Below are 21,964 nucleotides of genomic sequence, written 5' to 3' on the forward strand. Positions count from 1 at the left end.
ATGTTCGAGTACGAGCTCCAGCAGATCCGTTCCGCCGAGCTGATCCGCGAGGCGGAGCAGTACCGCCGGGTCCGCGAGGCCCGCCGCGCCCGGCGCGAGGAACGCGACATGGAACACGGAGGGCAGGGTGAACGCCCACGCAAGCTCCGTTTCCTCCGCGCCGCGTGAACGCGGGGCGTGGGGGAGATGGGGCGTGAGCCCATGCTGCTGAGGGGTGCGGGGAACCGCGCGAGCGACCCCGCACCACCCACGGCCGCCCCACAACCGGACTTCCCGGGCTCTGCTGAGGGAATATTCGGTGCCCGAGTGTCCGAGGGCCGTGCAATGCTCGGCGCTGTGGAGACCAGGTCCGTCAGTCCGGTGTTCGTGGGGCGTACCGACGAACTGAAGGTGCTGCGCGAGGCATTGACCCGCGCCGATGGAGGCGCCGCGAACGCGGCGGGAAACAGGGGAGACAGAGGAGACGGGGGCGCAGGCCCGCAGGCACTGCTGCTCGGCGGGGAGGCCGGGGTCGGCAAGACCCGCCTGGTCGAGGAGTTCACCGGCGAGGCCGCGCGCGGGGGCGCGGTCGTCGCCCTCGGCGGCTGCGTCGAGATCGGTGCAGACGGCCTGCCCTACGCACCCTTCTCCACCGCACTGCGCGCCCTGCGCCGCAGCCTGCCCGACGAACTCGCCGCCGCGGCCGCCGGCCAGGAACAGGAACTGGCCCGGCTGCTGCCCGAGTTGGGCGAGACTCCGCGCGCACGGCACGACGAGGAGGGCACCGCGCGCCTCTTCGAACTCACCGCCCGCCTGCTGGAACGCCTCGCCGCCGACCGCACGATCGTCCTCGTCCTGGAGGACCTGCACTGGGCCGACGCCTCCACGCGCCACCTCCTCTCCTACCTCCTGCGCACGCTGCGCACCGGCCGCCTCGTCGTCCTCGCCACCTACCGCTCCGACGACATCCACCGCCGCCACCCGCTGCGCCCCCTCCTCGCCGAACTCGACCGCCTGCGCACCGTCCGCCGCGTCGAACTGCCCCGCTTCAACCGCGCCGAGGTCGGCCACCAACTCGCCGGCATCCTCGCCACCGAACCCGAACCGGAGCGCGTGGACGAGATCTTCGACCGCTCCGACGGCAACGCCTTCTTCGTCGAGGAACTCGCCGTCGCCGTCCACGACGGCGGCTGCCCCGGCCTCACCGACTCCCTGCGCGACCTGCTCCTCGTCCGCGTCGAACGGCTCCCCGAGGACGCCCAACGGATCGCCCGCATCGTCGCCGAGGGCGGCTCCACCGTGGAGTACGCCCTGCTCGCGGCAGTGGCCGGGCTCCCCGAGGACGACCTCATCGAGGCCCTGAGGGCCGCTGTCGGCGCCAACATCCTGCTCGCCGCCCCCGCCGGCGACGGCTACCGCTTCCGCCACTCCCTGGTCCGCGAGGCCGTCAGCGACGACCTGCTGCCCGGCGAACGCTCCCGCCTCAACCGCCGCTACGCCGAGGCCCTGGAGGCCGACCCGGCCCTCGTCCCCACCGACGGCCGAGCCACCCGCCTGGCCAGCTACTGGTACCACGCCCACGACGCCGCCAAGGCCCTGCCGGCCGTCCTCGTCGCCTCCGCCGAGGCCCGCTCCCGGCACGCCCATGCCGAGCAACTACGCCTCCTGGAGCGGGCGATGGAGCTCTGGGACACCGCCCCCGAGCCCGTACGCGCTTCCCTCCGCCCCGTCGACTACACCGAGGTCTACCCGCCCTGCGGCTGCGACCCCGCCACCACCCCGCTGCGCTACCTCGACCTCATGGCCGAGGCCGCGGTCGCCGGACGGCTGTGCGGAGAGCGGGAACGGGCCATGCGGATCACCCGGCGCGCACTGGATCTGCTCGCGGACGGGAGCGACCCGCTGCGCACCGCCTGGTTCTGGGTCCAGCGCTCCATGCTGACCGAGGGGCTCGCCCGGGGCGACGGCTGGAAGGAACTCGCCACCGCCCAGGACCTCGTCCGCGGCCTGCCGCCCTCCGAGGTGCACGCCGAGGTGCTCTCCCGGGTGGCCGGCTGGTCCATGCTGCACGCCCCCGGCCCCGACGCCCTCTCCGACGCCCAGCGCGCCGTCGACTACGCCCGGATGGTGGGCGCCGAGGACATCGAGCTCAACGCCCGCCTCACCCTCGGCGGTCTGATGGTCGACGCCGGTGACGTCGAGACGGGCATCGAGGTCATGGAGGAGGTCCGCCGCCGCGCCCTCGAACGCGGCCCCGCCGCCGTCGTCGGCCGCTCCTATGTGAACATCCCGTCCTGCCTGGAAGGCATCGGACGCTCCCAGGACGCCGTGCGCCTGCTGAAGGAAGGCATCGACGTCACCCGACGCCGCGGCCTGCTGGAGTCCGAGGCCTGGGTCTGGGGCAACCTCGCCGAGTCCCTGCTCTCCCTGGGCCGCTGGGACGAGGCTCTGGAATCGGTGCGCATGGCCCAGAGCGTCGTCTCCAGCCACAAGCCCCGAGGCCTCAGCACCCTCATCCACGCCTCCGTCGCCCTCGCCCGCGGTGACATCGCCGAGGCCCGCGGTCAACTGGCCGCCGCCCGCGGCCATTACGGCCACCACAACCCCATGCCCCAGAACGACCTGCCGCTCTCCTTCCTCACCCTCGGCATCGCCGCCGCCGAGGGCCGACTTGACGACGCCCGCACGGAACTGACCCGCGTACTCGACACCGGCTTCTCCGTCGGCACCCAGCGCTACGCCTGGCCCTTGCTCCTCACCGCCGCCACCGCCGAGGCCGACGCCCGCGCCCTGCCGGCCGCCGGGCCCGGCCGCGCCGAGATCCTCGACCGCATCTTCACCGCGGTCAAGAAGCTCACCACCGGCTCACCGATCTGGCTCGCCCACGAGTGCTGGGTGCGCGCCGAACTCCAGCGCGCCGAGGGCACCACGGCCCCCGACGTCTGGTCCGACGTCGTCACCGCCTTCGAGCCCCTGGAACGGCCCTACGACCTCGCCCGCGTCCGGCACCGCCTCGCCGAGGCCCTGCTGGCCGGCGGCACCGACGACGAGGCCCGGGATCGCGCGACCGAACTCCTGCGGCTGGCCGCCGCCGTCGCCGACCATCTCGGCGCCCGCCCCCTCGCCGACGAGGTCGCCCTCCTCGCCCGCCGGGCCCGCCTCGCCCTGAGCCGCGCCCCCGAGCCGGCTCTCACCCCCGCCGACCCCGTGGCCGCGCTCGGCCTCACCGACCGGGAGGACGACGTCCTCCGCCTGGTGGCCGCCGGCCGCACCAACCGCCAGATAGCCGAGGAACTCTTCATCTCCCCGAAGACGGCGAGCGTCCACGTCTCCAACATCCTCGCCAAGCTCGGCGTCTCCAGCCGGGGCGAGGCGGCGGCGGTGGCCCATCGTGTCGGGCTGGCTCCGGCGGGGGACGGAGAACGGCTGGCAGCGCGATGATGGTGGGGAGGACCGTCGAGGCTCCGCTGTTCGACCGGGACCGACCGCCCGCCGCCTCGTGGCCCTGGGGAGGGAACACGGTGTTCAACGCTTTCGAGGAACTGTTCGCACCTGGCCGCAAGCACACCCGTGACGAGGAGAACCGGCTGGCACTGACCCGCGAGGACGTCGGGGACAACGATCCGGGACGCGGACCGATAGACCTCGCGTCCGGGAAGGTCGTCGTACGCCCGCCCGAGCCCGTGGAAAAAGAGGCCGAGTCCGCCACGGCGGCCGAGGAGTAGCACGGCGGCCGAGGAGTAGGGGGAGGCCTACGACACCTTCAGCTCCAGGATCTTGTCGTCACCCCCCTCGGGGGAACCACGGCCGTCCGTCTCGCTGGTCACCAGCCAGAGCTTGTCACCGCCGGCGGAGACCACCGTGCGGAGTCGGCCGTGGTCGCCCTCCAGGAAGGCCTGCGGTTCGGCGGCGGTCTCGGTGCCGTCGAGGGGGATGCGCCACAGCCGCTGGCCACGCAGGCCCGCCATCCAGACCGAACCCTCCGCTATGGCGATCCCGCTCGGGGAGGCCTCCTCCGTGCTCCACACGGCCACCGGGTCGACATAGCCGGACTTGCCGCCCTCGCCCTCCACCTCCGGCCAGCCGTAGTTCCCACCGGGGCGGATGTGGTTCAGCTCGTCCCAGGTGTTCTGGCCGAACTCCGAGGCGAACAGGCGCTGTTCGGAGTCCCACGCGAGGCCCTGCACATTGCGGTGGCCGTACGAGTAGACGACGGAGTCGTCGAAGGGGTTGCCCGGAGCGGGCTGTCCCTCCGGGGTCATGCGGAGGATCTTGCCGCCGAGGGACTTCTTGTCCTGGGCCAGGGGGCCCTCGTACCGCTCGCCCGTGCTCGCGTACAGCATCCGGTCGGGGCCGAAGGCGAGACGGCCGCCGTTGTGGTTGGTGCCCTTGGGGATGCCGCGGAGGATGGTGTCGGGGGCGCCGAGCTGTTCGCCGGCCGGTTTCTGGGGGTCGTACAGCATCCGCACGATGCGGTTGTCGGACTCCGAGGTGAAGTACGCGTAGATCATGTGGTCGGAGGCGTACTCCGGGGAGACGGCGATGCCCATGAGGCCGCCCTCGCCGGCCGGGGCGACGCCGGGCACCTCGCCGAGCTCGGTCCGCTTGCCGGTCTTCTCGTCGATTCTGCTGATCGTGCCCTCGTCACGGGAGGAGACGAGGAGGCCGCCCTCGGGGAGGGGCGCGAGGCCCCAGGGGGTGTCGAGGTCCTCGGCGACGGTGCGGACCACCTTCACCGACCCCTTCGCCGGGGGCGCCTCGTCCGCCGCCCGGTCGGGTGGGGACGAACCGGCGCTGCTGCTGCTCGGGGGTGAGCTGCCGGCCGCGTCCGGCTTCTCTCCGTCGTCGGAGGAGCAGCCGGTCGTCACCAGGAGCACGGCTGCGGCCAACGCGGCCGTCACCACTCGACGTTGCACCATCACGATCCCTTCGGCGTGGAACTTCTACTTGTCTTACACCGCGAGCGCCCCACAAGTTCCACCTCCGCCCGAACCAGCGGATCTTTCTGCCGATGCCGATGCCGATGCCGATGCCGATGCCGATGCCGATGCCGATGCCGATGCCGACGCCCGTGCCAAGCCTGGGGCGGGCCTCAGTCCCAGGATCCCCGCGCGGGCGGAAGGCCCGCCACCTCGGCCAGGTCCTCCGGGGTCAGGCGCAGCGCGTGGGCCGCCGCGTTCTCCGTCACCCACCGCGCCTGCTTCGTGCCCGGCACCGGGACCACATGGGGCCCGAGGGACAGGATCCAAGCCAGGGCGACCTGGGCCGGGGTCACCTCCGCCCCGTGCCGGGCCGCGACCCGGCGCAGGCCGACGACGAGGGGCTGGTTGGCCGCCATCATCTCCGCGGTGAACCGGGGGTGGCGGGCCCGGAGGTCGTCCGGCTCGAAGCCCCCGCCCGGTGTCAGGGTGCCGGTGAGGAAACCGTTCCCCAGAGGCATGGCGGCGAGAAAACCGATGCCGCGGGCCACGCACCAGGGGAGGAGGGCGTCCAGGGCCTCCCGCGACCAGACCGACAACTCCGCCTGCACCGCGCTCACCGGGAAGACCTGCTGGACCCGCTGGAGCTGGCGCAGCGTGGTGTCGTGCACGCCCGCCCCCGGCCGGCGGCCCGCCCGCGCGCCCACCGCGCAGAGGCCCAACGCCCGCACCTTCCCGGCCTGGACGAGTTCCGCCATCGCACCCCACGTCTCCTCCACGGGCACCTCGGGGTCCGCGCGATGGAGCTGGTAGAGGTCGATGACATCGGTCTGGAGCCGGCGCAGGGAGGCGTCACAGGCACGCTTCACATAGCCGGGGCGGCCGTTGGCCACGATGTGCTGCTCGCCCACCAGCAGGCCCACCTTGGTGGAGACGAAGGCCTCCGCGCGGCGCTCCTTCAGTACCCGGCCCACCAGCAGCTCGTTGGTGAAGGGGCCGTACATGTCGGCCGTGTCCAGCAGTGTGGTGCCGAGGTCGAGGGCCCGGTGCACCGTCCGCATCGACTCGTCGCCCCGTTGCCGCGACCCGGTGTACGCCCAGCTCATCGGCATGCACCCGAGTCCTACGGCCCCCACCTCGAGCGTCGCCGCGCCGATCGTCCTGCGCTCCACCTGGTCGTGACCCTCCCTCTCCCGAACCCCCAACCTAACCTCTGCCGTAGCGGGTACCTGACATAGCCTCCGGAGCATGACTGCTGACGCGACTGCCCACCCGGTCCCGGACGTGACCGCCGACGTGTGGCTCTCCATTCCGCCGGACGAGATCGAGGGGCTCCCGCAGGGCCCCAACTACCTCTTCTGGGACGGGGGCGAGGACGGCACTCAGCCCTACCCCGGCGACCCCGCCGACTGCGTCTTCTACGTGGTCCCCTACATGAAGCGCCGCGGAGTGGCGGGCAACCCGCTGGCGTCCATGCGGAGCCTGCGTGTCGTCCAGACGCTCACGGCGGGGGTCGACGACATCACGGCCCGGCTCTCGGTCGTCGCTCCCGGTGTCCAGCTGTGCAACGCCCGCGGAGTGCACGAGGCCAGCACGGCCGAACTCGCGCTCACCCTGACCCTCGCCTCGCTGCGCGGCGTCCCCGACTTCGTCCGGGCCCAGCAACAGGAGCGCTGGACGGGCGACTTCCGCCCCGCGCTCGCCGACAGGACCGTGCTGATCGTCGGTTACGGCGCGATCGGCGCCGCCATCGAGGACCGGCTCGTACCCTTCGAGGTGGCGCGGGTGGCGCGCGTCGCGCGCTCTGAGCGCACCACGGCGCGCGGACCGGTGCATTCGTTCACCGAGCTGCCCTCCCTGCTGCCGCAGGCGGATGTCGTGATCCTGTCCACGCCTCTCACGGAACAGACGAAAGGCCTGGTCAACGCCGATTTCCTGGCCCATATGAAGAACGGGGCCCTCTTGGTGAATGTTGCCCGCGGAGGCGTCGTCGACACCAAGGCACTGCTGGCGGAACTGGACAACGGCCGGATCATCGCGGCGCTCGACGTCACCGACCCCGAGCCGCTGCCGCCCGGGCACCCGCTCTGGCACGCGCCCGGGGTGCTCATCAGCCCGCACGTCGGCGGCCCCACGTCGGCCTTCCTGCCCCGTGCCAAAAGGCTGCTGCTGGACCAGTTGGGGCGCTTCGTGAACCGGGAGCCACTGCGCAACGTGGTCCTTACGACAGGCGAGACGGACGACGCGTAATCCACTTCGGGCACCCTCCGCATTCCTTCGGAAGCGGAACGTGCTCGTGTTGCCGCAGGTGGTCACTGAGCGTAGAGGAACTATGTCCCTGAGTGACGAGACTGGTGTATCGTCCCCGACAGGGGCTGCGCCGCGCACCGTTCGGCGCCGGGGACGGACTTGAGACAGCGAGGGGGGCGACGGGCGATGCACGGCCTATGGACGAACGATCCGACGCGGCGGAGCCGCCGACGGCGGCCCTGGCGAGCTGCGACGCGGAGGCACCCGCACGGGAGCCACGGCGGCCGCGGCGGTCACGGTCAATTCCGCAGGCACAGCAGCCGCAGAAAGCACATCCACCTGACGCAGCGCGACCGGCGGGACACGGGAGCGGTGCTCACCGGGGAGACCCCGTGAGCACCCGCCCGACCACCGCCTCCACGCTGGACCGCACGCTCAGGGCCGCCGGCCCGCTGCCCGGGTCGCAGTCGACCGGCGGGCGGTCGTCCCGCCGTGGCGGCGCGACCATGCGGGCCCAGCTGGTCCTCGCCCTGCTCTGCGCGGCCTACGCCGTCGGTGCCGCCTTCGGCTGGGGCAATGAGCAAGTCGCCCTCGTCATGGGTGACTTCGGGCTCAGTGCCGCCGCGGCGGCCGCGGCCGTCTCCTGCTTCCGCTACGCGCGCAGCCGCCGCAGCCGCTTTCGACCCGCCTGGCTGCTGTTCGCCCTCTCCTCCGCCATGGCGGCCCTGGGCAACGGCGTCTGGGGCTGGTACGAGGTCGTCCTGGAGCGACCCGTGCCCGAGCCGAGCTACGCGGACCTGTTCTTCCTCTGCTTCGCGCCACCCGCCATCGTCGGCCTGCTGGTGCTGGCCAAGAGGCCGGTGACCAAAGCCGGCTGGGTCTGCCTCGCCCTGGACTCCTGGCTCATCGGCGGTTCCCTGGTCACCCTCTCCTGGAGCCTGGCGCTCGCCCAGACCGCGCAGCTGGAGAACTCCAACACCGCGCACACCGCGCTCTCGCTGGCCTACCCGCTGCTCGACATCGCCCTGGTCAGCATGGTGCTCGCCCTGCACTTCCGCCGGTCATCGATGCACCGCTCCGCGGTCAACACCGCGATCGGCGCCCTCGCGCTCACCGTGATGTGCGACGCCCTGTTCACCTCGCCCCTGCTGCACACCAGCTACCAGTCCGGTCAGCTCCTCGACGCCGGCTGGTTCGCGGGCTCCCTGCTCCTCGCCTACGCCCCCTGGGCCGGCCAGCGCGGCGGACAGGCGGACGAGGGCGGGCACGGGCGCGTGGTGCACGAGCACATCCCCGGCCAGCGGGCCGACGTGCGCGCGGCCCGCCGCCACGAGGCGCAGTCCGGCCACCGGCACGACGGCTCGCAGGGAGGGCATGTCCATGTGCTCCTCCAGGGAGGAGGTCACAGTCGCTATCCGGCCAACCGCCCCATCGCCGGATCCCTGGCCGCGCTCACTCCGTACCTGGCCGCGGCCGTCTGCACCCTGGGCATCCTCTACAACGTCCTCAACGGCCGCAGCGTCGACCGCGTGGTGCTCATCACCGCCTGCACCGTCGTGCTGGCCCTCGTCGTCCGCCAGGGCATCATGCTCCTGGACAACATCACCCTCACCCAGGAACTGGCCCAGAAGGAGAACCACTTCCGCTCCCTGGTCCAGGGCTCCAGCGACGTCATCATGATCGCCGCGCCGAACGGCATCCTCCGCTACGTCAGCCCGGCCGCCGCCGGGGTCTACGGTCGCCCCGCGGAGGAGCTCGTCGGCAAGGAGCTGGCCTCGATCATCCACCCCGAGGACCTCGGCTGCGTCGTCCACGAGGTGCGCCGCTTCCTCGCCGCCGACCCCGCCGAGGAGCCCACCACCCGCATCGAGTGCCGTTTCAAGGCCGGGGGTGGGTCCCGGTCGAGCGAGGCCGGGAGCGGGGGAGGCTGGCTGAACGTGGAGTCCACGGTCAACCGCCACCACGGCGGCCTCATCTTCAACAGCCGGGACGTGACCGAAAGAGTGCGCCTGCAGGCCCAGCTGCAGCACAACGCCGAGCACGACCCGCTCACCGACCTGCCCAACCGCGCCCTGTTCACCAAGCGCGTCCAGCAGGCGCTCTCCGGCCGCCGCTCCTCCGACCGGGGCCTCGCCCTGCGCAACACGGCGGTGCTCTTCATCGACCTCGACGGGTTCAAGGCCGTCAACGACACCATCGGGCACCAGGCCGGGGACGAACTGCTCGTCCAGGCCGCCCGCAGACTCCAGGACGCCGTCCGGCAGGGGGACACCGCCTCCCGCCTCGGAGGGGACGAGTTCGCGGCCCTGATCGTCGGTGACGGCTCCCGCGACCGCACCGCCCGGGAACAGCACATCCTGGAGCTCGCCGACCGGCTCAGGGTCGCCCTCTCGCAGCCGTACACCATCGACGGCAACGACGTCCGGGTGGCCGCCTCCATCGGGGTCTCCTTCGCCGAGCCCGGCCTCGGCGCGGGCGAGCTGCTGCGCAACGCCGACCTCGCCATGTACCGCGCCAAGGCGTCCGGCAAGGGCCGCGTCGAGCTGTACAAGCCCCAGATGCAGCAGGACGTCGTACGCAAGGCCGAGCTGGCCACCCGGCTGCGGGCCGCGCTGCACGACGGCGAGTTCATGCTGCTGAACCAGCCCGTCGTGGAGCTGGAGACCGGCCGGATCTCGTCGGTCGCCTCGGCGGCCCGCTGGCGCTCGTCCCAGGGGGTGCTGTTCACGCCCGCCGAGTTCCTGCGGGTCTCCGAGGACAGCGACAAGACCGCCGAACTGGGCCGCTGGATGCTGGAACAGGCTGTCGAGCAGGCCGCCGACCGCCTCAGCAACGGCCTGAACGTCCCGGTGTCCGTCCGGATGAGCGCCCGGCGCCTGCTGGACCGCTCGCTGCCCCCGGGCTCGGTGGAGGCGCTCCTGACCCGCCACGGGCTGCCCTCCGGCTCCCTGGTGGTCGAGCTCTCCGACACCGAGCTCAAGGGCCCGCTCGACGAGCTGGAGCGCCGCCTGCACCATCTGCGGCGGCTCGGTGTCAGGATCGCCCTGGACGGCCTCGGCAGCGGCCACGCGCCCATCACGGCACTGCGCCGGCTCCCGGTCGACATGCTGAAGCTGGACCGGAGCCTCGTCGAGGGAATCGTCGAGTCCACCCGGCTGCACAAGATCACCCGGGGGCTGCTGCGCATTGCCGACGACCTGGGGCTCCAGTCCGTCGCCGACGGCGTGGACCTGCCCGAACAGGTGGTCGTCCTGCGCGCCATGGGCTGCACCCACGGCCAGGGCGCGGCCTTCTCCGGACCGCTGGACGAGTACCGGCTCCGCCGGGCCCTGTCCCTCGGGCACTACCCGGTGCCCGGGGGGCCCGCCGAACCGGCGTTCGCGGGTGGCGCGAGAGAGCCCGAGGGGCGTGTCGGGGGTGAGCGGGCATGGCGGGGCGCGGGGGTGTACACAGGTGGTGTACCCGCTGTCTACGGAGGCGGAAGTGCCCTTCGCTCACATAATGAGACTCCCGTCCCACCCGCTTGACACGCGGTGCGCGCGAGGGGGAGGGTCAGTGCCATGCGCACCCGAATCCTCGTACTTGGAAAGCGCGTCGGCTGAAGCTGGGACCCACCGGACGGCGATCCGGAATCCCCAGCGACCGTACCCGGCGCGCTCCCCTCGCTTGCCTCGTGGCAAGGAGGGGTTTTTTGTTGCACGGGCACCAGTCGGCGCGAGCCGCACACCGCACGAACCTCGCAAAACACCCTCAGCATCGAGAAGAGAATGCCGATGACCGAGCAGGCCACCGGGGCCCACCATCCGCAGCCGCGGCCCCGATCCGGAGGACCGACCATCCCCGTCGAGCACGTCACGGGTGCGCAGTCCCTCATCCGCTCGCTTGAGGAGGTCGGGGCCGACACCGTATTCGGCATCCCCGGGGGCACCATCCTGCCGGCGTACGACCCGATGATGGACTCCAAGCGGGTGCGGCACGTCCTGGTCCGCCACGAGCAGGGCGCCGGCCACGCGGCCACCGGTTACGCGCAGGCCACCGGCAAGGTCGGGGTGTGCATGGCGACGTCCGGGCCGGGCGCCACCAACCTGGTCACCCCGATCGCGGACGCGCACATGGACTCCGTGCCGCTGGTCGCGATCACCGGACAGGTTGTGTCCAAGGCGATCGGTACGGACGCCTTCCAGGAGGCGGACATCGTCGGCATCACCATGCCGATCACCAAGCACAGCTTCCTGGTCACCAAGCCGGAGGACATCCCCAAGGCCATCGCGCAGGCGTTCCACATCGCCTCCACCGGCCGCCCGGGACCGGTCCTGGTCGACATCCCCAAGGACATCCTCCAGGCGAAGACCACCTTCAGCTGGCCGCCCGCCATGGACCTGCCCGGCTACCGGCCCGTCACCAAGCCGCACGCCAAGCAGATCCGCGAGGCCGCCAAGCTGATCACCGCCGCCAAGCGGCCCGTCCTGTACGTCGGCGGCGGTGTCCTCAAGGCGCGGGCCACGGCCGAGCTGAAGGTGCTGGCCGAGCTGACCGGCGCCCCCGTCACCACCACCCTGATGGCGCTCGGCGCGTTCCCCGACAGCCACCCGCAGCACCTGGGCATGCCCGGCATGCACGGCTCGGTCGCCGCCGTCACCGGCCTGCAGAAGGCCGACCTGATCGTCGCGCTCGGCGCCCGCTTCGACGACCGGGTCACCGGCAAGCTGGACAGCTTCGCGCCGTTCGCCAAGATCGTCCACGCGGACATCGACCCGGCGGAGATCGGTAAGAACCGCGCGGCCGACGTGCCGATCGTGGGCGACGCCCGCGAGGTCATCGCCGACCTGATCCAGGCGGTGCAGAAGGAGCACAGCGAGGGCGGACAGGGCGACTACAGCGCCTGGTGGAAGGACCTCAACCGCTGGCGCGAGACCTACCCGCTCGGCTACGACCAGCCGGACGACGGCTCGCTCTCCCCGCAGGCGGTCATCGAGCGCATCGGTCAGCTCGCCCCCGAGGGCACGATCTTCACGGCGGGCGTCGGCCAGCACCAGATGTGGGCCGCCCACTTCATCCAGTACGAGAAGCCCGCCACCTGGCTGAACTCGGGCGGCGCCGGCACGATGGGGTACGCGGTCCCGGCCGCCATGGGCGCCAAGGCCGGAGCCCCGGAGCGGCCCGTCTGGGCGATCGACGGCGACGGCTGCTTCCAGATGACCAACCAGGAACTGACCACCTGCGCCCTGAACAACATCCCGATCAAGGTCGCCATCATCAACAACGGCGCCCTCGGCATGGTGCGTCAGTGGCAGACGCTGTTCTACAACCAGCGCTACTCCAACACGGTGCTGCACAGCGGTCCGGACGACGTCAACCCCAACGCCCGCGGCACCCGCGTCCCCGACTTCGTCAAGCTGTCGGAGGCCATGGGCTGTTACGCCATCCGCTGCGAGTCCCCGGACGACCTCGACAAGGTCATCGAGGAGGCGAACTCGATCAACGACCGCCCGGTCGTCGTCGACTTCGTCGTGCACGAGGACGCGATGGTGTGGCCGATGGTCGCCGCCGGCACCTCCAACGACACGATCATGGCCGCCCGGGACGTCCGCCCCGACTTCGGCGACAACGAAGACGACTGAGAGCCGTAGGTAAAGGAACCCGACCATGTCCAAGCACACGCTCTCCGTCCTGGTGGAGAACACCCCCGGCATCCTGGCCCGGATCGCCGCCCTGTTCTCCCGCCGCGGCTTCAACATCGACTCGCTCGCGGTCGGTGTCACCGAGCACCCCGAGATCTCCCGCATCACCATCGTGGTGACGGTGGTCGAGGAACTGCCCCTGGAGCAGGTGACGAAGCAGCTCAACAAGCTCGTCAACGTCCTGAAGATCGTCGAACTGGAGCCGGGCTCCGCCGTTCAGCGGGAACTCGTTCTGGTGAAGGTGCGCGCCGACAACGAGACGCGCTCCCAGATCGTCGAGATCGTCCAGCTGTTCCGCGCCAAGACCGTCGACGTCTCCCCGGAGGCCGTCACCATCGAGGCCACCGGGTCCAGCGACAAGCTGACCGCCATGCTCAAGATGCTGGAGCCGTTCGGCATCAAGGAGTTGGTCCAGTCCGGCACGATCGCGATCGGCCGCGGCGCTCGTTCGATCACGGACCGCTCGCTGCGCGCCCTGGACCGATCGGCCTGACGCACGAAACGGGCGGCCGACGACGCGCGGCCGCCCGCATGCCGAGACCCGCAGACCTTCATTCCGCCCGCCGTCATACGGTGGGACGCAACACCTGCACTCAAGGAGAGAACCCAAAGTGGCCGAGCTGTTCTACGACGCTGACGCCGACCTGTCCATCATCCAGGGCCGCAAGGTCGCGGTCATCGGCTACGGCAGCCAGGGCCACGCCCACGCGCTGTCCCTGCGCGACTCGGGTGTCGACGTCCGCGTCGGTCTGCACGAGGGCTCCAAGTCCAAGGCGAAGGCCGAGGAGCAGGGCCTGCGCGTGGTGACCCCGTCGGAGGCCGCCGCCGAGGCCGACGTCATCATGATCCTCGTCCCGGACCCGATCCAGGCCCAGGTCTACGAGGACCACATCAAGGACAACCTGAAGGACGGCGACGCGCTGTTCTTCGGCCACGGCCTGAACATCCGCTTCGGCTTCATCAAGCCCCCGGCCGGCGTCGACGTCTGCATGGTCGCCCCCAAGGGCCCGGGCCACCTGGTCCGCCGCCAGTACGAGGAGGGCCGCGGCGTTCCGTGTATCGCCGCCGTCGAGCAGGACGCCACGGGCAACGCGTTCGCGCTGGCGCTCTCGTACGCCAAGGGCATCGGCGGCACCCGCGCCGGCGTCATCAAGACCACCTTCACCGAGGAGACCGAGACCGACCTCTTCGGCGAGCAGGCGGTTCTCTGCGGTGGTACGGCCGCGCTGGTGAAGGCGGGCTTCGAGACGCTGACCGAGGCCGGTTACCAGCCGGAGATCGCGTACTTCGAGTGCCTGCACGAGCTGAAGCTGATCGTCGACCTCATGTACGAGGGCGGCCTGGAGAAGATGCGCTGGTCGATCTCCGAGACCGCCGAGTGGGGCGACTACGTCACCGGTCCCCGCATCATCACGGACGCCACCAAGGCCGAGATGAAGAAGGTCCTCGCCGAGATCCAGGACGGCACCTTCGCCCAGCAGTGGATGGACGAGTACCACGGCGGTCTGAAGAAGTACAACGAGTACAAGACCCAGGACTCCGAGCACCTGCTGGAGACCACGGGCAAGGAGCTGCGCAAGCTCATGTCGTGGGTCAACGACGAAGAGGCGTGACCTCGTGAGGTCGGCCGTGGCGGGGTCCACCCGGTGCCACGGCCGACCTCGCTTTTCTCGTCCGGGTGACACTTCCGCAGTGGCGTGAGACGACGCTCCAGGCGCCACTACACTGCTGGACTACATACGCGTCAGGCCCACAGCGTCGTGCGTCTTCCACGCGGCCAAGCGACCCCCGGGGAATTCCGGGTGTCACTCCCCTCCACCGCCTGCGGCCGTCGGGACGGCCGTCCGCAGCATTGGACTTGTGAGGACTCACGTGAGCTCGAAACCAGTCGTACTGATCGCTGAAGAGCTGTCGCCCGCCACCGTCGACGCGCTGGGCCCGGACTTCGAGATCCGGAACGTCAACGGAGCGGACCGAGCCGAACTGCTCCCCGCCATCGCCGACGTCGACGCGATCCTGATCCGCTCGGCCACCAAGGTCGACGCCGAGGCGATCGCCGCCGCGAAGAAGCTGAAGGTCGTCGCGCGTGCCGGCGTCGGCCTGGACAACGTGGACGTCTCCGCCGCCACCAAGGCCGGCGTGATGGTCGTCAACGCCCCCACCTCGAACATCGTGACCGCCGCCGAGCTGGCCTGCGGTCTGCTCCTCGCCACCGCCCGCCACATCCCGCAGGCGAACACGGCGCTGAAGAACGGCGAGTGGAAGCGCAGCAAGTACACGGGCGTGGAGCTGGCCGAGAAGACCCTCGGCGTCGTCGGCCTCGGCCGCATCGGCGCCCTGGTGGCCCAGCGCATGTCCGCCTTCGGCATGAAGGTCGTCGCCTACGACCCCTACGTGCAGCCCGCGCGCGCCGCGCAGATGGGCGTCAAGGTCCTGTCGCTGGACGAGCTGCTCGAGGTCTCCGACTTCATCACCGTCCACCTGCCGAAGACCCCCGAGACGGTCGGCCTGATCGGTGCCGAGGCGCTGCAGAAGGTGAAGCCCTCGGTGCGCATCGTCAACGCCGCGCGCGGCGGGATCGTCGACGAGGCCGCGCTGTACTCGGCGCTCAAGGAGGGCCGGGTCGCGGGCGCGGGCCTCGACGTGTACGCCAAGGAGCCCTGCACCGACTCGCCGCTGTTCGAGCTGGACGAGGTCGTCTGCACCCCGCACCTCGGCGCCTCCACCGACGAGGCCCAGGAGAAGGCGGGCATCGCGGTGGCGCGCTCGGTGCGCCTCGCCCTCGCCGGTGAGCTGGTCCCGGACGCGGTGAACGTCCAGGGCGGTGTCATCGCCGAGGACGTCAAGCCGGGTCTGCCGCTCGCCGAGCGGCTCGGCCGGATCTTCACCGCGCTCGCCGGTGAGGTCGCGGTCCGCCTCGACGTCGAGGTGTACGGCGAGATCACCCAGCACGACGTGAAGGTGCTGGAGTTGTCCGCGCTCAAGGGTGTCTTCGAGGACGTAGTCGACGAGACGGTGTCGTACGTCAACGCCCCGCTGTTCGCGCAGGAGCGCGGCGTCGAGGTGCGGCTGACCACCAGCTCCGAGTCGCCCGACCACCGCAATGTCGTCACCGTGCGCGGCACGCTCGGCAGCGGCGAGGAGGTGTCGGTGTCCGGCACCCTGGCCGGGCCGAAGCACCACCAGAAGATCGTCGCGGTCGGTGAGTACGACGTGGACCTCGCCCTCGCCGACCACATGGTCGTCCTCAGCTACGTGGACCGTCCCGGTGTCGTCGGCACCGTGGGGCGCGTCTTCGGTGAGGCCGGTATCAACATCGCCGGGATGCAGGTCGCGCGGTCCACGGCCGGTGGGGAGGCGCTGGCGGTGCTGACCGTGGACGACACGGTTCCGCCCGCGGTGCTCGCCGAGGTGGCCGAGGAGATCGGGGCGACGTCGGCGCGGTCGGTGAACCTCGTCTGAGTCTCGCGCAGGTGTGAGGCCGGGGCCCGGCCACCTTCGGGTGGCCGGGCCCCGGCTGTTCTCACCTCGGGACGGGGGAGCCGGTTGTTCTCACCTCGGGACGGGCGGGGGGCCGGTCGTTCTCAGTTCCGGGCGGCCGAGGGTGCTTCCACGCCGGTCGTGCCGGTGCCCGTGGCCGGAGCGGGGCACGGCCTTCGCCGTCAACTCCACACCGTCGAGGATGCGGGGCTTGGGGGAGGCGGTGGCCGCCTCGGTGAGGGAGTTGACGACGGCCTCGCTCGTCAGCTTCGTGCCGTCGTGGAAGGTCACGCCGTCCCGAATCGTGAACGTCCACGTCTTGCCCGACTGCTTCCACTCGGTGGCGAGCGCGGGCTGTGCGTCGCCCTCCGCGTTCAGCTTCACCAGGGTCTCGGCGGTCGACCAGCGCGACAGCTTGAACGCGTCGTCGGAGAGCGGGGACAGGGCCGAGCGGGGTGGCAGCATCATCGCGATCCGTATCCGCTTCCCCCCGCTCCCGGCCTCCTCGGGTCCCGCTGCCGAGAAGCAGCCCGTGAGCAGGGCCGAGGTCGCGGTGGTGACCGCGGTGAGCGGGACGAAACGGGCCGGGACGCGCACGGGACACTCTGAGTAAGGGCGTGGTCAAAGATTCAACGGGCCCGACCGTGGCACGATGACAATCATTTTCAGAAGTGTGGTTTTGCGCCACCGGTAAGCCGCCACGCGCCCCGCCCACCGGCCCCGGTTCTCGCCCCGAGCCCGCAGGTCGTTCGCGTTGTCAGTGCCCCCTGTCATGGTGGATGCGTGGACGACGAGACGTTCTGGGACGTGATCGAGGAATGCCGACGGGCGACACCGGACCCCGACGAGCGGTTGGAGTGGCTGTGCGAGCGGTTGAAGGGCCGTACGGGGAGCGAACTCCTGCGGTTTCAGGAGAGCTTGGACCGCGTGTTGGCCCCCGCGCTCACCTGGGACCTGTGGGGCGCGGCCGACCGGATCATGGGTTGGTGCTCCGACGACACCTTCTTCTACTTCCGGCTCTGGCTGGTCGGCCTGGGCAGGGACGCGTTCGACCGGGCCGTCCGTGACCCGGACTCCCTGGCCGACGTGCCCGGGGTGCGGCGGCTCGCGGGCCGCCCGCCGCAGGACTGGGAGGACGATGAGGTGCTGGAATGGGAGGAGTTGGACTATGTCGCCGTGCGGGCCTGGGAACACGTCACGGGCCGCACGGAGGAAGACTTCTACGACGCCCTGGAGAGCCTCGTCGGCGGCGACGCCGATCTCACGGACCCCGCCGGCGAACGCTGGGACGCCCGCGACGACGATGAGTCGCACCGCCGTCTGCCGCGTCTCAGTGCGCTGTTCCCGCTCATACAGGTGAGTTGACGTCCCCGGAGGACATCACCGCCGCCCTCACGGCCGCGCCCCCTCACTGCCCGTCACAACCGCGCCCCCTTCAGCGCCATGTGCAGCAGCAGTCGGTCCTCGCCGTCGCTCAGCCGCAGGCCCGTGAGCTGCTCGACGCGGGAGAGCCGGTAGTAGAGGGTCTGCCGGTGGATGCCCAACTCGGCCGCGGTGCGCCCGGCTTGGCCCGCGTGATCGAGGAAGACCTCTGCGGTGCGGGCCAGTTCACGGTGGGCGGGGGCGAGCAGGGCGCGGACGGACGGATCCTGGGGAAGGCCGGGAGGCAGCGCGGTCAGCATCCGGTACGGGCCGATGGAGCGCCACTCGGCGATCGGGCCCAGCCGTGGCTCGGCCAGCGCCGCCCGGGCCGCCGCCGAAGCCTCCCGCCAGTCGGTGCCCAGCTCGGCGAGGCCCGCGCGGGCCCCCGAGACCCCTGCCGCCGCGTGCGCGCCCGCGCGTTCCAGCAGCCGCGCGGCGGCGGTGAGCGCCGGCGCCGGAGTGTCGGCCGAGCGGAGCCGGACCAGCAGGGCCAAGCCCTGGCCTGCCGCGCCCCATGGCACCGTGCACAGCGCGGTCGCCCCGGGCACCGTACGGAAGGACGGCGCGTCGTCCGGGTCGGTGTACGGCCAGGGGGCCACGCACACCAGCGTGTGGACGCCGTCGCCGCGGGGGCCGAGGGCCGCGCGCAGCTCCGCCACGGCCATGTCGCGCTCCCAGTCGTGCTCGGCGGTCAGGACCGCGCGCAGCTCCCGGGTGAGATCGGCGCCGGCCTGCGCCTCGTTCGCGAGGAGGGCGCCGATGCGCGAGGTCACCGCCATGGCGGCGGACAGCTGGGCGTCGGTCGGGCCCGGGTCGCCGTCCAGGAGCCAGACGTAACCGAGGACGACCCCCCGATGGCGGACGGGCAGGCAGACCCGCCCCCGGAGCACCCCCGCCTCCGGTGTCGGCGGGATCCGGACGGGGCCCGTCGCCCGGGTGATGCCGAAGCCCTCGAACCACTCCCGCACCGCCGTCGTCGAGCGGCGGGTCAGGATCGAGCGGGTGCGGACCGGGTCCAGGGCCGACGGATCGAGCTCGACCTCGCTGTCGTACGCGCCGAAGGCGATCAGCTCGAAGTCGCGGTTCTCCAGCGTCGCCGGGGCGCCGAGCAGGGCGGAGATCTCGTCGACGAGATCCTGGTAGTCACCCACGGGGTGAGGGCTTGAGCTTTCCGGCGTCACCCGGGCATTGTCGCGTATCCCCGAGGACCCTTCATACATCTGTCTGAGATCTGCGGCACGGATACGTGACAGCTGTCGATGGTCGGCGAACGGGGGGATCCTTAGGTTTCACGGTGGTTCTATCTGCTGGTTTGTGGAGGTGCCCCGTGCTGGGTCCCGTGATTCTCGCCGCGTCGCGCAGCGACCGGATACGACGTCTGATCTCGGCGGCGCCCGTCACCAAGCAGGTCGTCGACCGCTTCATCCCGGGTGAACGCGTCGACGACATCGTCCCCGTCGTCCGGGAGCTCACCGGCCGGGGTCTCGACGTGACGCTGGACGTCGTCGGCGAGGACATCACCCGTCCGGAGCAGGCGGCCGCCGCGCGCGACGCCTATCTGGAGCTGATCGACCGGCTGAAGGAGCTGGAGCTCGGCGAGCGCGCCGAGATGTCCGTGAAGCTCTCCCTCTTCGGCCAGGCCCTCGACGGCGGCCACGAGCTGGCCCTCGCCAATGTCCGCCCGGTCGTCGAGGCAGCCGCCGCGATCGGTACGACGGTCACGCTCGACGCGGAGGACCACACCACCCTCGACTCGATGTTCGCCATCCATGACGAGCTGCGGCGGGACTTCCCGCAGACCGGCTGTGTCATCCAGGCGTACCTCTTCCGCACCGAGGCCGACGCCCGGCGCCTGGCGGAGAACGGCAGCCGGGTGCGACTGGTTAAGGGCGCCTACAAGGAGCCCGCCGAGGTGGCCTTCCAGCAGAAGGCCGAGATCGACAAGGCGTACGTCCGCGCCCTGAAGATCCTCATGGACGGGGAGGGGTACCCGATGATCGGGTCCCACGACCCGCGCCTGATCTCCATCACGCAGGAACTCGCCCACCGCGCCGGACGCAAGCTCGACGAGTACGAGTTCCAGATGCTGTACGGCATCCGCGGCGACGAGCACCTGCGGCTCGCCGCCGAGGGACACCGGATGCGGGTCTACACCGCGTACGGCACGGACTGGTACGGCTACTTCATGCGCCGCCTCGCGGAGAAGCCCGCCAACCTGCGGTTCTTCCTCCGCGCCATGGTCAGCAAGGGCTGAGCCCCGCACAACGGCTCGCACACACCCGCTCAGTAAGGAGTTACGGAACCCATGGACGCTGTGACCCAGGTCCCCACCCCCGTCAACGAGCCGGTGCACGGCTACGCCCCCGGCTCGCCCGAGCGCGCCCGGCTGGAGGTCAAGCTGAAGGAACTGGCCGAGAACCCGATCGACCTGCCGATGACCATCGGCGGCGAGCGGCGGATGGGCGGCGGTGACCGCTTCGACGTGGTGCAGCCGCACAACCACAAGGCCCGTCTCGGCACCTACGCCAACGCCACCGCCCAGGACGCCCAGGACGCCATCGACGCGGCCCTCGCCGCCGCGCCGGCCTGGCGTGCGATGTCCTTCGACGACCGCGCCGCGATCATCCTGCGCGCAGCCGACCTCCTCGCGGGCCCGTGGCGCGAGACGCTGGCCGCCTCCACCATGCTCGGCCAGTCGAAGACCGCCCAGCAGGCCGAGATCGACTGTCCCTGCGAACTGGTCGACTTCTGGCGCTTCAACGTCAAGTACGCCCGCGACCTGCTCGCGGAGCAGCCCCCGGCCAACTCCCCGGGCGTGTGGAATCGCCTCGACCACCGCCCGCTGGAGGGCTTCGTCTACGCGATCACCCCGTTCAACTTCACGGCCATCGCAGGCAACCTGCCGACCGCCCCGGCGCTGATGGGCAACGTGGTGGTCTGGAAGCCGTCCCCGACGCAGACGCACGCCGCCGTCCTGCTGATGCGGCTGCTGGAGGAGGCGGGCCTGCCCAAGGGCGTCATCAACCTCGTCACCGGCGACGGCATCGCGGTCTCCGAGGTCGCCCTCGAACACCCCGACCTCGCCGGCATCCACTTCACCGGCTCGACCAAGACCTTCCAGTACCTGTGGAAGACGGTCGGCGCCAACATCGAGAAGTACCGCTCGTACCCGCGGCTCGTCGGCGAGACCGGCGGCAAGGACTTCGTGGTCGCGCACCCGAGCGCCGACCGCGCCGTGCTCAAGACCGCCCTCACCCGGGGCGCCTTCGAGTACCAGGGCCAGAAGTGCAGCGCGACCTCCCGGGCCTACATCCCGGCGTCGATCTGGAACTCCGGCTTCAAGGAGGAGTTCGCCGCCGAGGTCGAGTACCTGACCATGGGCGACGTCACCGACCTGTCCAACTTCATCGGCGCCGTCATCGACGAACGCTCCTTCGCCAAGAACAAGGCCGCCATCGACCGCGCCAAGTCCGACCCGACCTGCACGATCGTGGCCGGCGGCTCCTACGACGACTCGGTCGGCTACTTCGTCCGCCCGACCGTCGTCGAGTGCACCGACCCGACGAACGAGGTCTTCACCACCGAGTACTTCGGCCCGTTCCTCGCCGTGCACGTCTACGAGGACGACCGCTACGAGGAGATGCTGACCCAGATGGAGTCGGTGTCGGCGTACGCCCTGACGGGTTCCGTCATCTCGGGCGACCGCGCGGCCACCGCGTACACGATGGACAAGCTCCGCTACGCGGCCGGCAACTTCTACATCAACGACAAGTCCACCGGCGCCGTCGTCGGCCAGCAGCCCTTCGGCGGCGGCCGGGCCTCCGGCACCAACGACAAGGCCGGCGCCCCCCAGAACCTGATGCGCTGGACCCTGACCCGCGCCATCAAGGAGACCCTGGTCCCGCCGACCGACTACTCGTACCCGCACATGGGCTGACACCTCGGCCGCCGACAGCGCGCCCGGTCCTCCGCGAGGGAGGGCCGGGCGCGCTGTCGTATACGACGGAATCGAGAAACCGCAGGTCAGGAGGGTGTGACCCAATCCACCGTCTCAGATAGTAGGAAGTCCGACTAATTGTGGAGACAGATGCGCCGCACTCACCTAGCTTTGTAGGAGCCGAACGTCTCGCTCGATCCAGCGAATGGCGGTCGTGAGCCGGAGCCCGAGGCAGGCAACCCCTGCGGCCTGTCTATTATACACATCTGACGCTGCCGACGAACTCTAGGGTGTAG

At 71.0% G+C, this 21,964-nt stretch carries 15 protein-coding genes and 1 pseudogene; 12 read left to right on the forward strand and 4 right to left on the reverse strand.

Going from position 1 to position 21,964, the window contains the following annotated elements; translation table 11 throughout:
• The 3 genes from GWK25_RS08130 to GWK25_RS08140 all read left to right on the forward strand — a co-directional run bounded on the left by GWK25_RS08130 (position 1) and on the right by GWK25_RS08140 (position 3,704).
• Positions 1-168 carry a hypothetical protein gene (locus tag GWK25_RS08130; RefSeq protein WP_215449139.1) on the forward strand — a complete coding sequence of 56 codons (168 nt, stop codon included), beginning with the start codon at positions 1-3 and terminating at the stop codon, positions 166-168.
• Between the two features lie 156 nt (positions 169-324).
• Positions 325-3,420 carry a helix-turn-helix transcriptional regulator gene (locus GWK25_RS08135; RefSeq protein ID WP_215449140.1) on the forward strand — a complete coding sequence of 1,032 codons (3,096 nt, stop codon included), beginning with the start codon at positions 325-327 and terminating at the stop codon, positions 3,418-3,420.
• An 80-nt stretch (positions 3,421-3,500) separates the two neighbouring features.
• A complete protein-coding gene (locus GWK25_RS08140; RefSeq protein ID WP_215449141.1) occupies positions 3,501-3,704 on the forward strand; it encodes a DUF6191 domain-containing protein in 204 nt (67 codons plus the stop codon).
• Between the two features lie 27 nt (positions 3,705-3,731).
• Here the strand turns inward: GWK25_RS08140 and GWK25_RS08145 are convergent, their stop codons facing one another.
• Positions 3,732-4,898, reverse strand: a complete 1,167-nt coding sequence (locus GWK25_RS08145) for a sorbosone dehydrogenase family protein (protein WP_215449142.1) — start codon at positions 4,896-4,898, stop codon at positions 3,732-3,734.
• Between the two features lie 173 nt (positions 4,899-5,071).
• Complete coding sequence (locus tag GWK25_RS08150; protein WP_215449143.1) at positions 5,072-6,070, reverse strand: aldo/keto reductase; 999 nt, start codon at positions 6,068-6,070, stop codon at positions 5,072-5,074.
• Between the two features lie 76 nt (positions 6,071-6,146).
• Between GWK25_RS08150 and GWK25_RS08155 the strand changes: the two genes are divergently transcribed.
• From GWK25_RS08155 to serA, 6 genes are all read left to right on the forward strand, one after another.
• A complete protein-coding gene (locus GWK25_RS08155) occupies positions 6,147-7,148 on the forward strand; it encodes a 2-hydroxyacid dehydrogenase (RefSeq protein WP_215449144.1) in 1,002 nt (333 codons plus the stop codon).
• Positions 7,149-7,540: 392 nt separating this feature from the next.
• Positions 7,541-10,675, forward strand: a complete 3,135-nt coding sequence (locus GWK25_RS08160; RefSeq protein WP_215449145.1) for a bifunctional diguanylate cyclase/phosphodiesterase — start codon at positions 7,541-7,543, stop codon at positions 10,673-10,675.
• A 246-nt stretch (positions 10,676-10,921) separates the two neighbouring features.
• Complete coding sequence (locus GWK25_RS08165; protein ID WP_215449146.1) at positions 10,922-12,769, forward strand: acetolactate synthase large subunit; 1,848 nt, start codon at positions 10,922-10,924, stop codon at positions 12,767-12,769.
• 25 nt (positions 12,770-12,794) lie between these two features.
• The gene (ilvN, locus tag GWK25_RS08170) at positions 12,795-13,322 is read left to right on the forward strand and encodes an acetolactate synthase small subunit (protein WP_184899728.1); all 528 of its coding nucleotides are present in this window, start codon (positions 12,795-12,797) and stop codon (positions 13,320-13,322) included.
• Between the two features lie 118 nt (positions 13,323-13,440).
• Positions 13,441-14,442 carry a ketol-acid reductoisomerase gene (gene ilvC, locus GWK25_RS08175; protein ID WP_215449147.1) on the forward strand — a complete coding sequence of 334 codons (1,002 nt, stop codon included), beginning with the start codon at positions 13,441-13,443 and terminating at the stop codon, positions 14,440-14,442.
• A gap of 259 nt (positions 14,443-14,701) precedes the next feature.
• Positions 14,702-16,291: a phosphoglycerate dehydrogenase gene (gene serA / locus GWK25_RS08180; RefSeq protein ID WP_184899732.1), complete on the forward strand. Its 1,590-nt coding sequence runs from the start codon at positions 14,702-14,704 to the stop codon at positions 16,289-16,291.
• A 189-nt stretch (positions 16,292-16,480) separates the two neighbouring features.
• Here serA and GWK25_RS08185 read toward each other — a convergent pair.
• Positions 16,481-16,906: pseudogene (locus GWK25_RS08185) on the reverse strand (ABC transporter substrate-binding protein); the annotation flags it as partial.
• Between the two features lie 186 nt (positions 16,907-17,092).
• Here GWK25_RS08185 and GWK25_RS08190 point away from each other — a divergent pair.
• Positions 17,093-17,674, forward strand: a complete 582-nt coding sequence (locus GWK25_RS08190) for a DUF4240 domain-containing protein (RefSeq protein ID WP_215449148.1) — start codon at positions 17,093-17,095, stop codon at positions 17,672-17,674.
• 53 nt (positions 17,675-17,727) lie between these two features.
• Here GWK25_RS08190 and GWK25_RS08195 read toward each other — a convergent pair whose 3' ends face one another.
• The gene (locus GWK25_RS08195) at positions 17,728-18,951 is read right to left on the reverse strand and encodes a CdaR family transcriptional regulator (protein ID WP_215449149.1); all 1,224 of its coding nucleotides are present in this window, start codon (positions 18,949-18,951) and stop codon (positions 17,728-17,730) included.
• A 107-nt stretch (positions 18,952-19,058) separates the two neighbouring features.
• Here GWK25_RS08195 and GWK25_RS08200 point away from each other — a divergent pair, with 107 nt between their 5' ends.
• Complete coding sequence (locus tag GWK25_RS08200; RefSeq protein WP_215449150.1) at positions 19,059-19,985, forward strand: proline dehydrogenase family protein; 927 nt, start codon at positions 19,059-19,061, stop codon at positions 19,983-19,985.
• Between the two features lie 51 nt (positions 19,986-20,036).
• A complete protein-coding gene (gene pruA, locus GWK25_RS08205) occupies positions 20,037-21,668 on the forward strand; it encodes an L-glutamate gamma-semialdehyde dehydrogenase (RefSeq protein WP_215449151.1) in 1,632 nt (543 codons plus the stop codon).
• Positions 21,669-21,964 lie beyond the last annotated feature (296 nt).

Source organism: Streptomyces sp. ATCC 21386, from assembly GCF_018728545.1.
GTDB lineage: Bacteria > Actinomycetota > Actinomycetes > Streptomycetales > Streptomycetaceae > Streptomyces.

Excerpts from the sequence above, each read along its gene's own strand:
- GWK25_RS08130 (WP_215449139.1), top strand. The coding sequence starts at position 1 with ATGTTCGAGTACGAGCTCCAGCAGATCCGTTCCGCCGAGCTGATCCGC.
- GWK25_RS08145 (WP_215449142.1), bottom strand. The coding sequence starts at position 4,898 with ATGGTGCAACGTCGAGTGGTGACGGCCGCGTTGGCCGCAGCCGTGCTC.
- GWK25_RS08195 (WP_215449149.1), bottom strand. The coding sequence starts at position 18,951 with ATGTATGAAGGGTCCTCGGGGATACGCGACAATGCCCGGGTGACGCCG.
- ilvN (WP_184899728.1), top strand. The coding sequence starts at position 12,795 with ATGTCCAAGCACACGCTCTCCGTCCTGGTGGAGAACACCCCCGGCATC.
- GWK25_RS08135 (WP_215449140.1), top strand. The coding sequence starts at position 325 with ATGCTCGGCGCTGTGGAGACCAGGTCCGTCAGTCCGGTGTTCGTGGGG.
- GWK25_RS08165 (WP_215449146.1), top strand. The coding sequence starts at position 10,922 with ATGACCGAGCAGGCCACCGGGGCCCACCATCCGCAGCCGCGGCCCCGA.
- GWK25_RS08155 (WP_215449144.1), top strand. The coding sequence starts at position 6,147 with ATGACTGCTGACGCGACTGCCCACCCGGTCCCGGACGTGACCGCCGAC.
- pruA (WP_215449151.1), top strand. The coding sequence starts at position 20,037 with ATGGACGCTGTGACCCAGGTCCCCACCCCCGTCAACGAGCCGGTGCAC.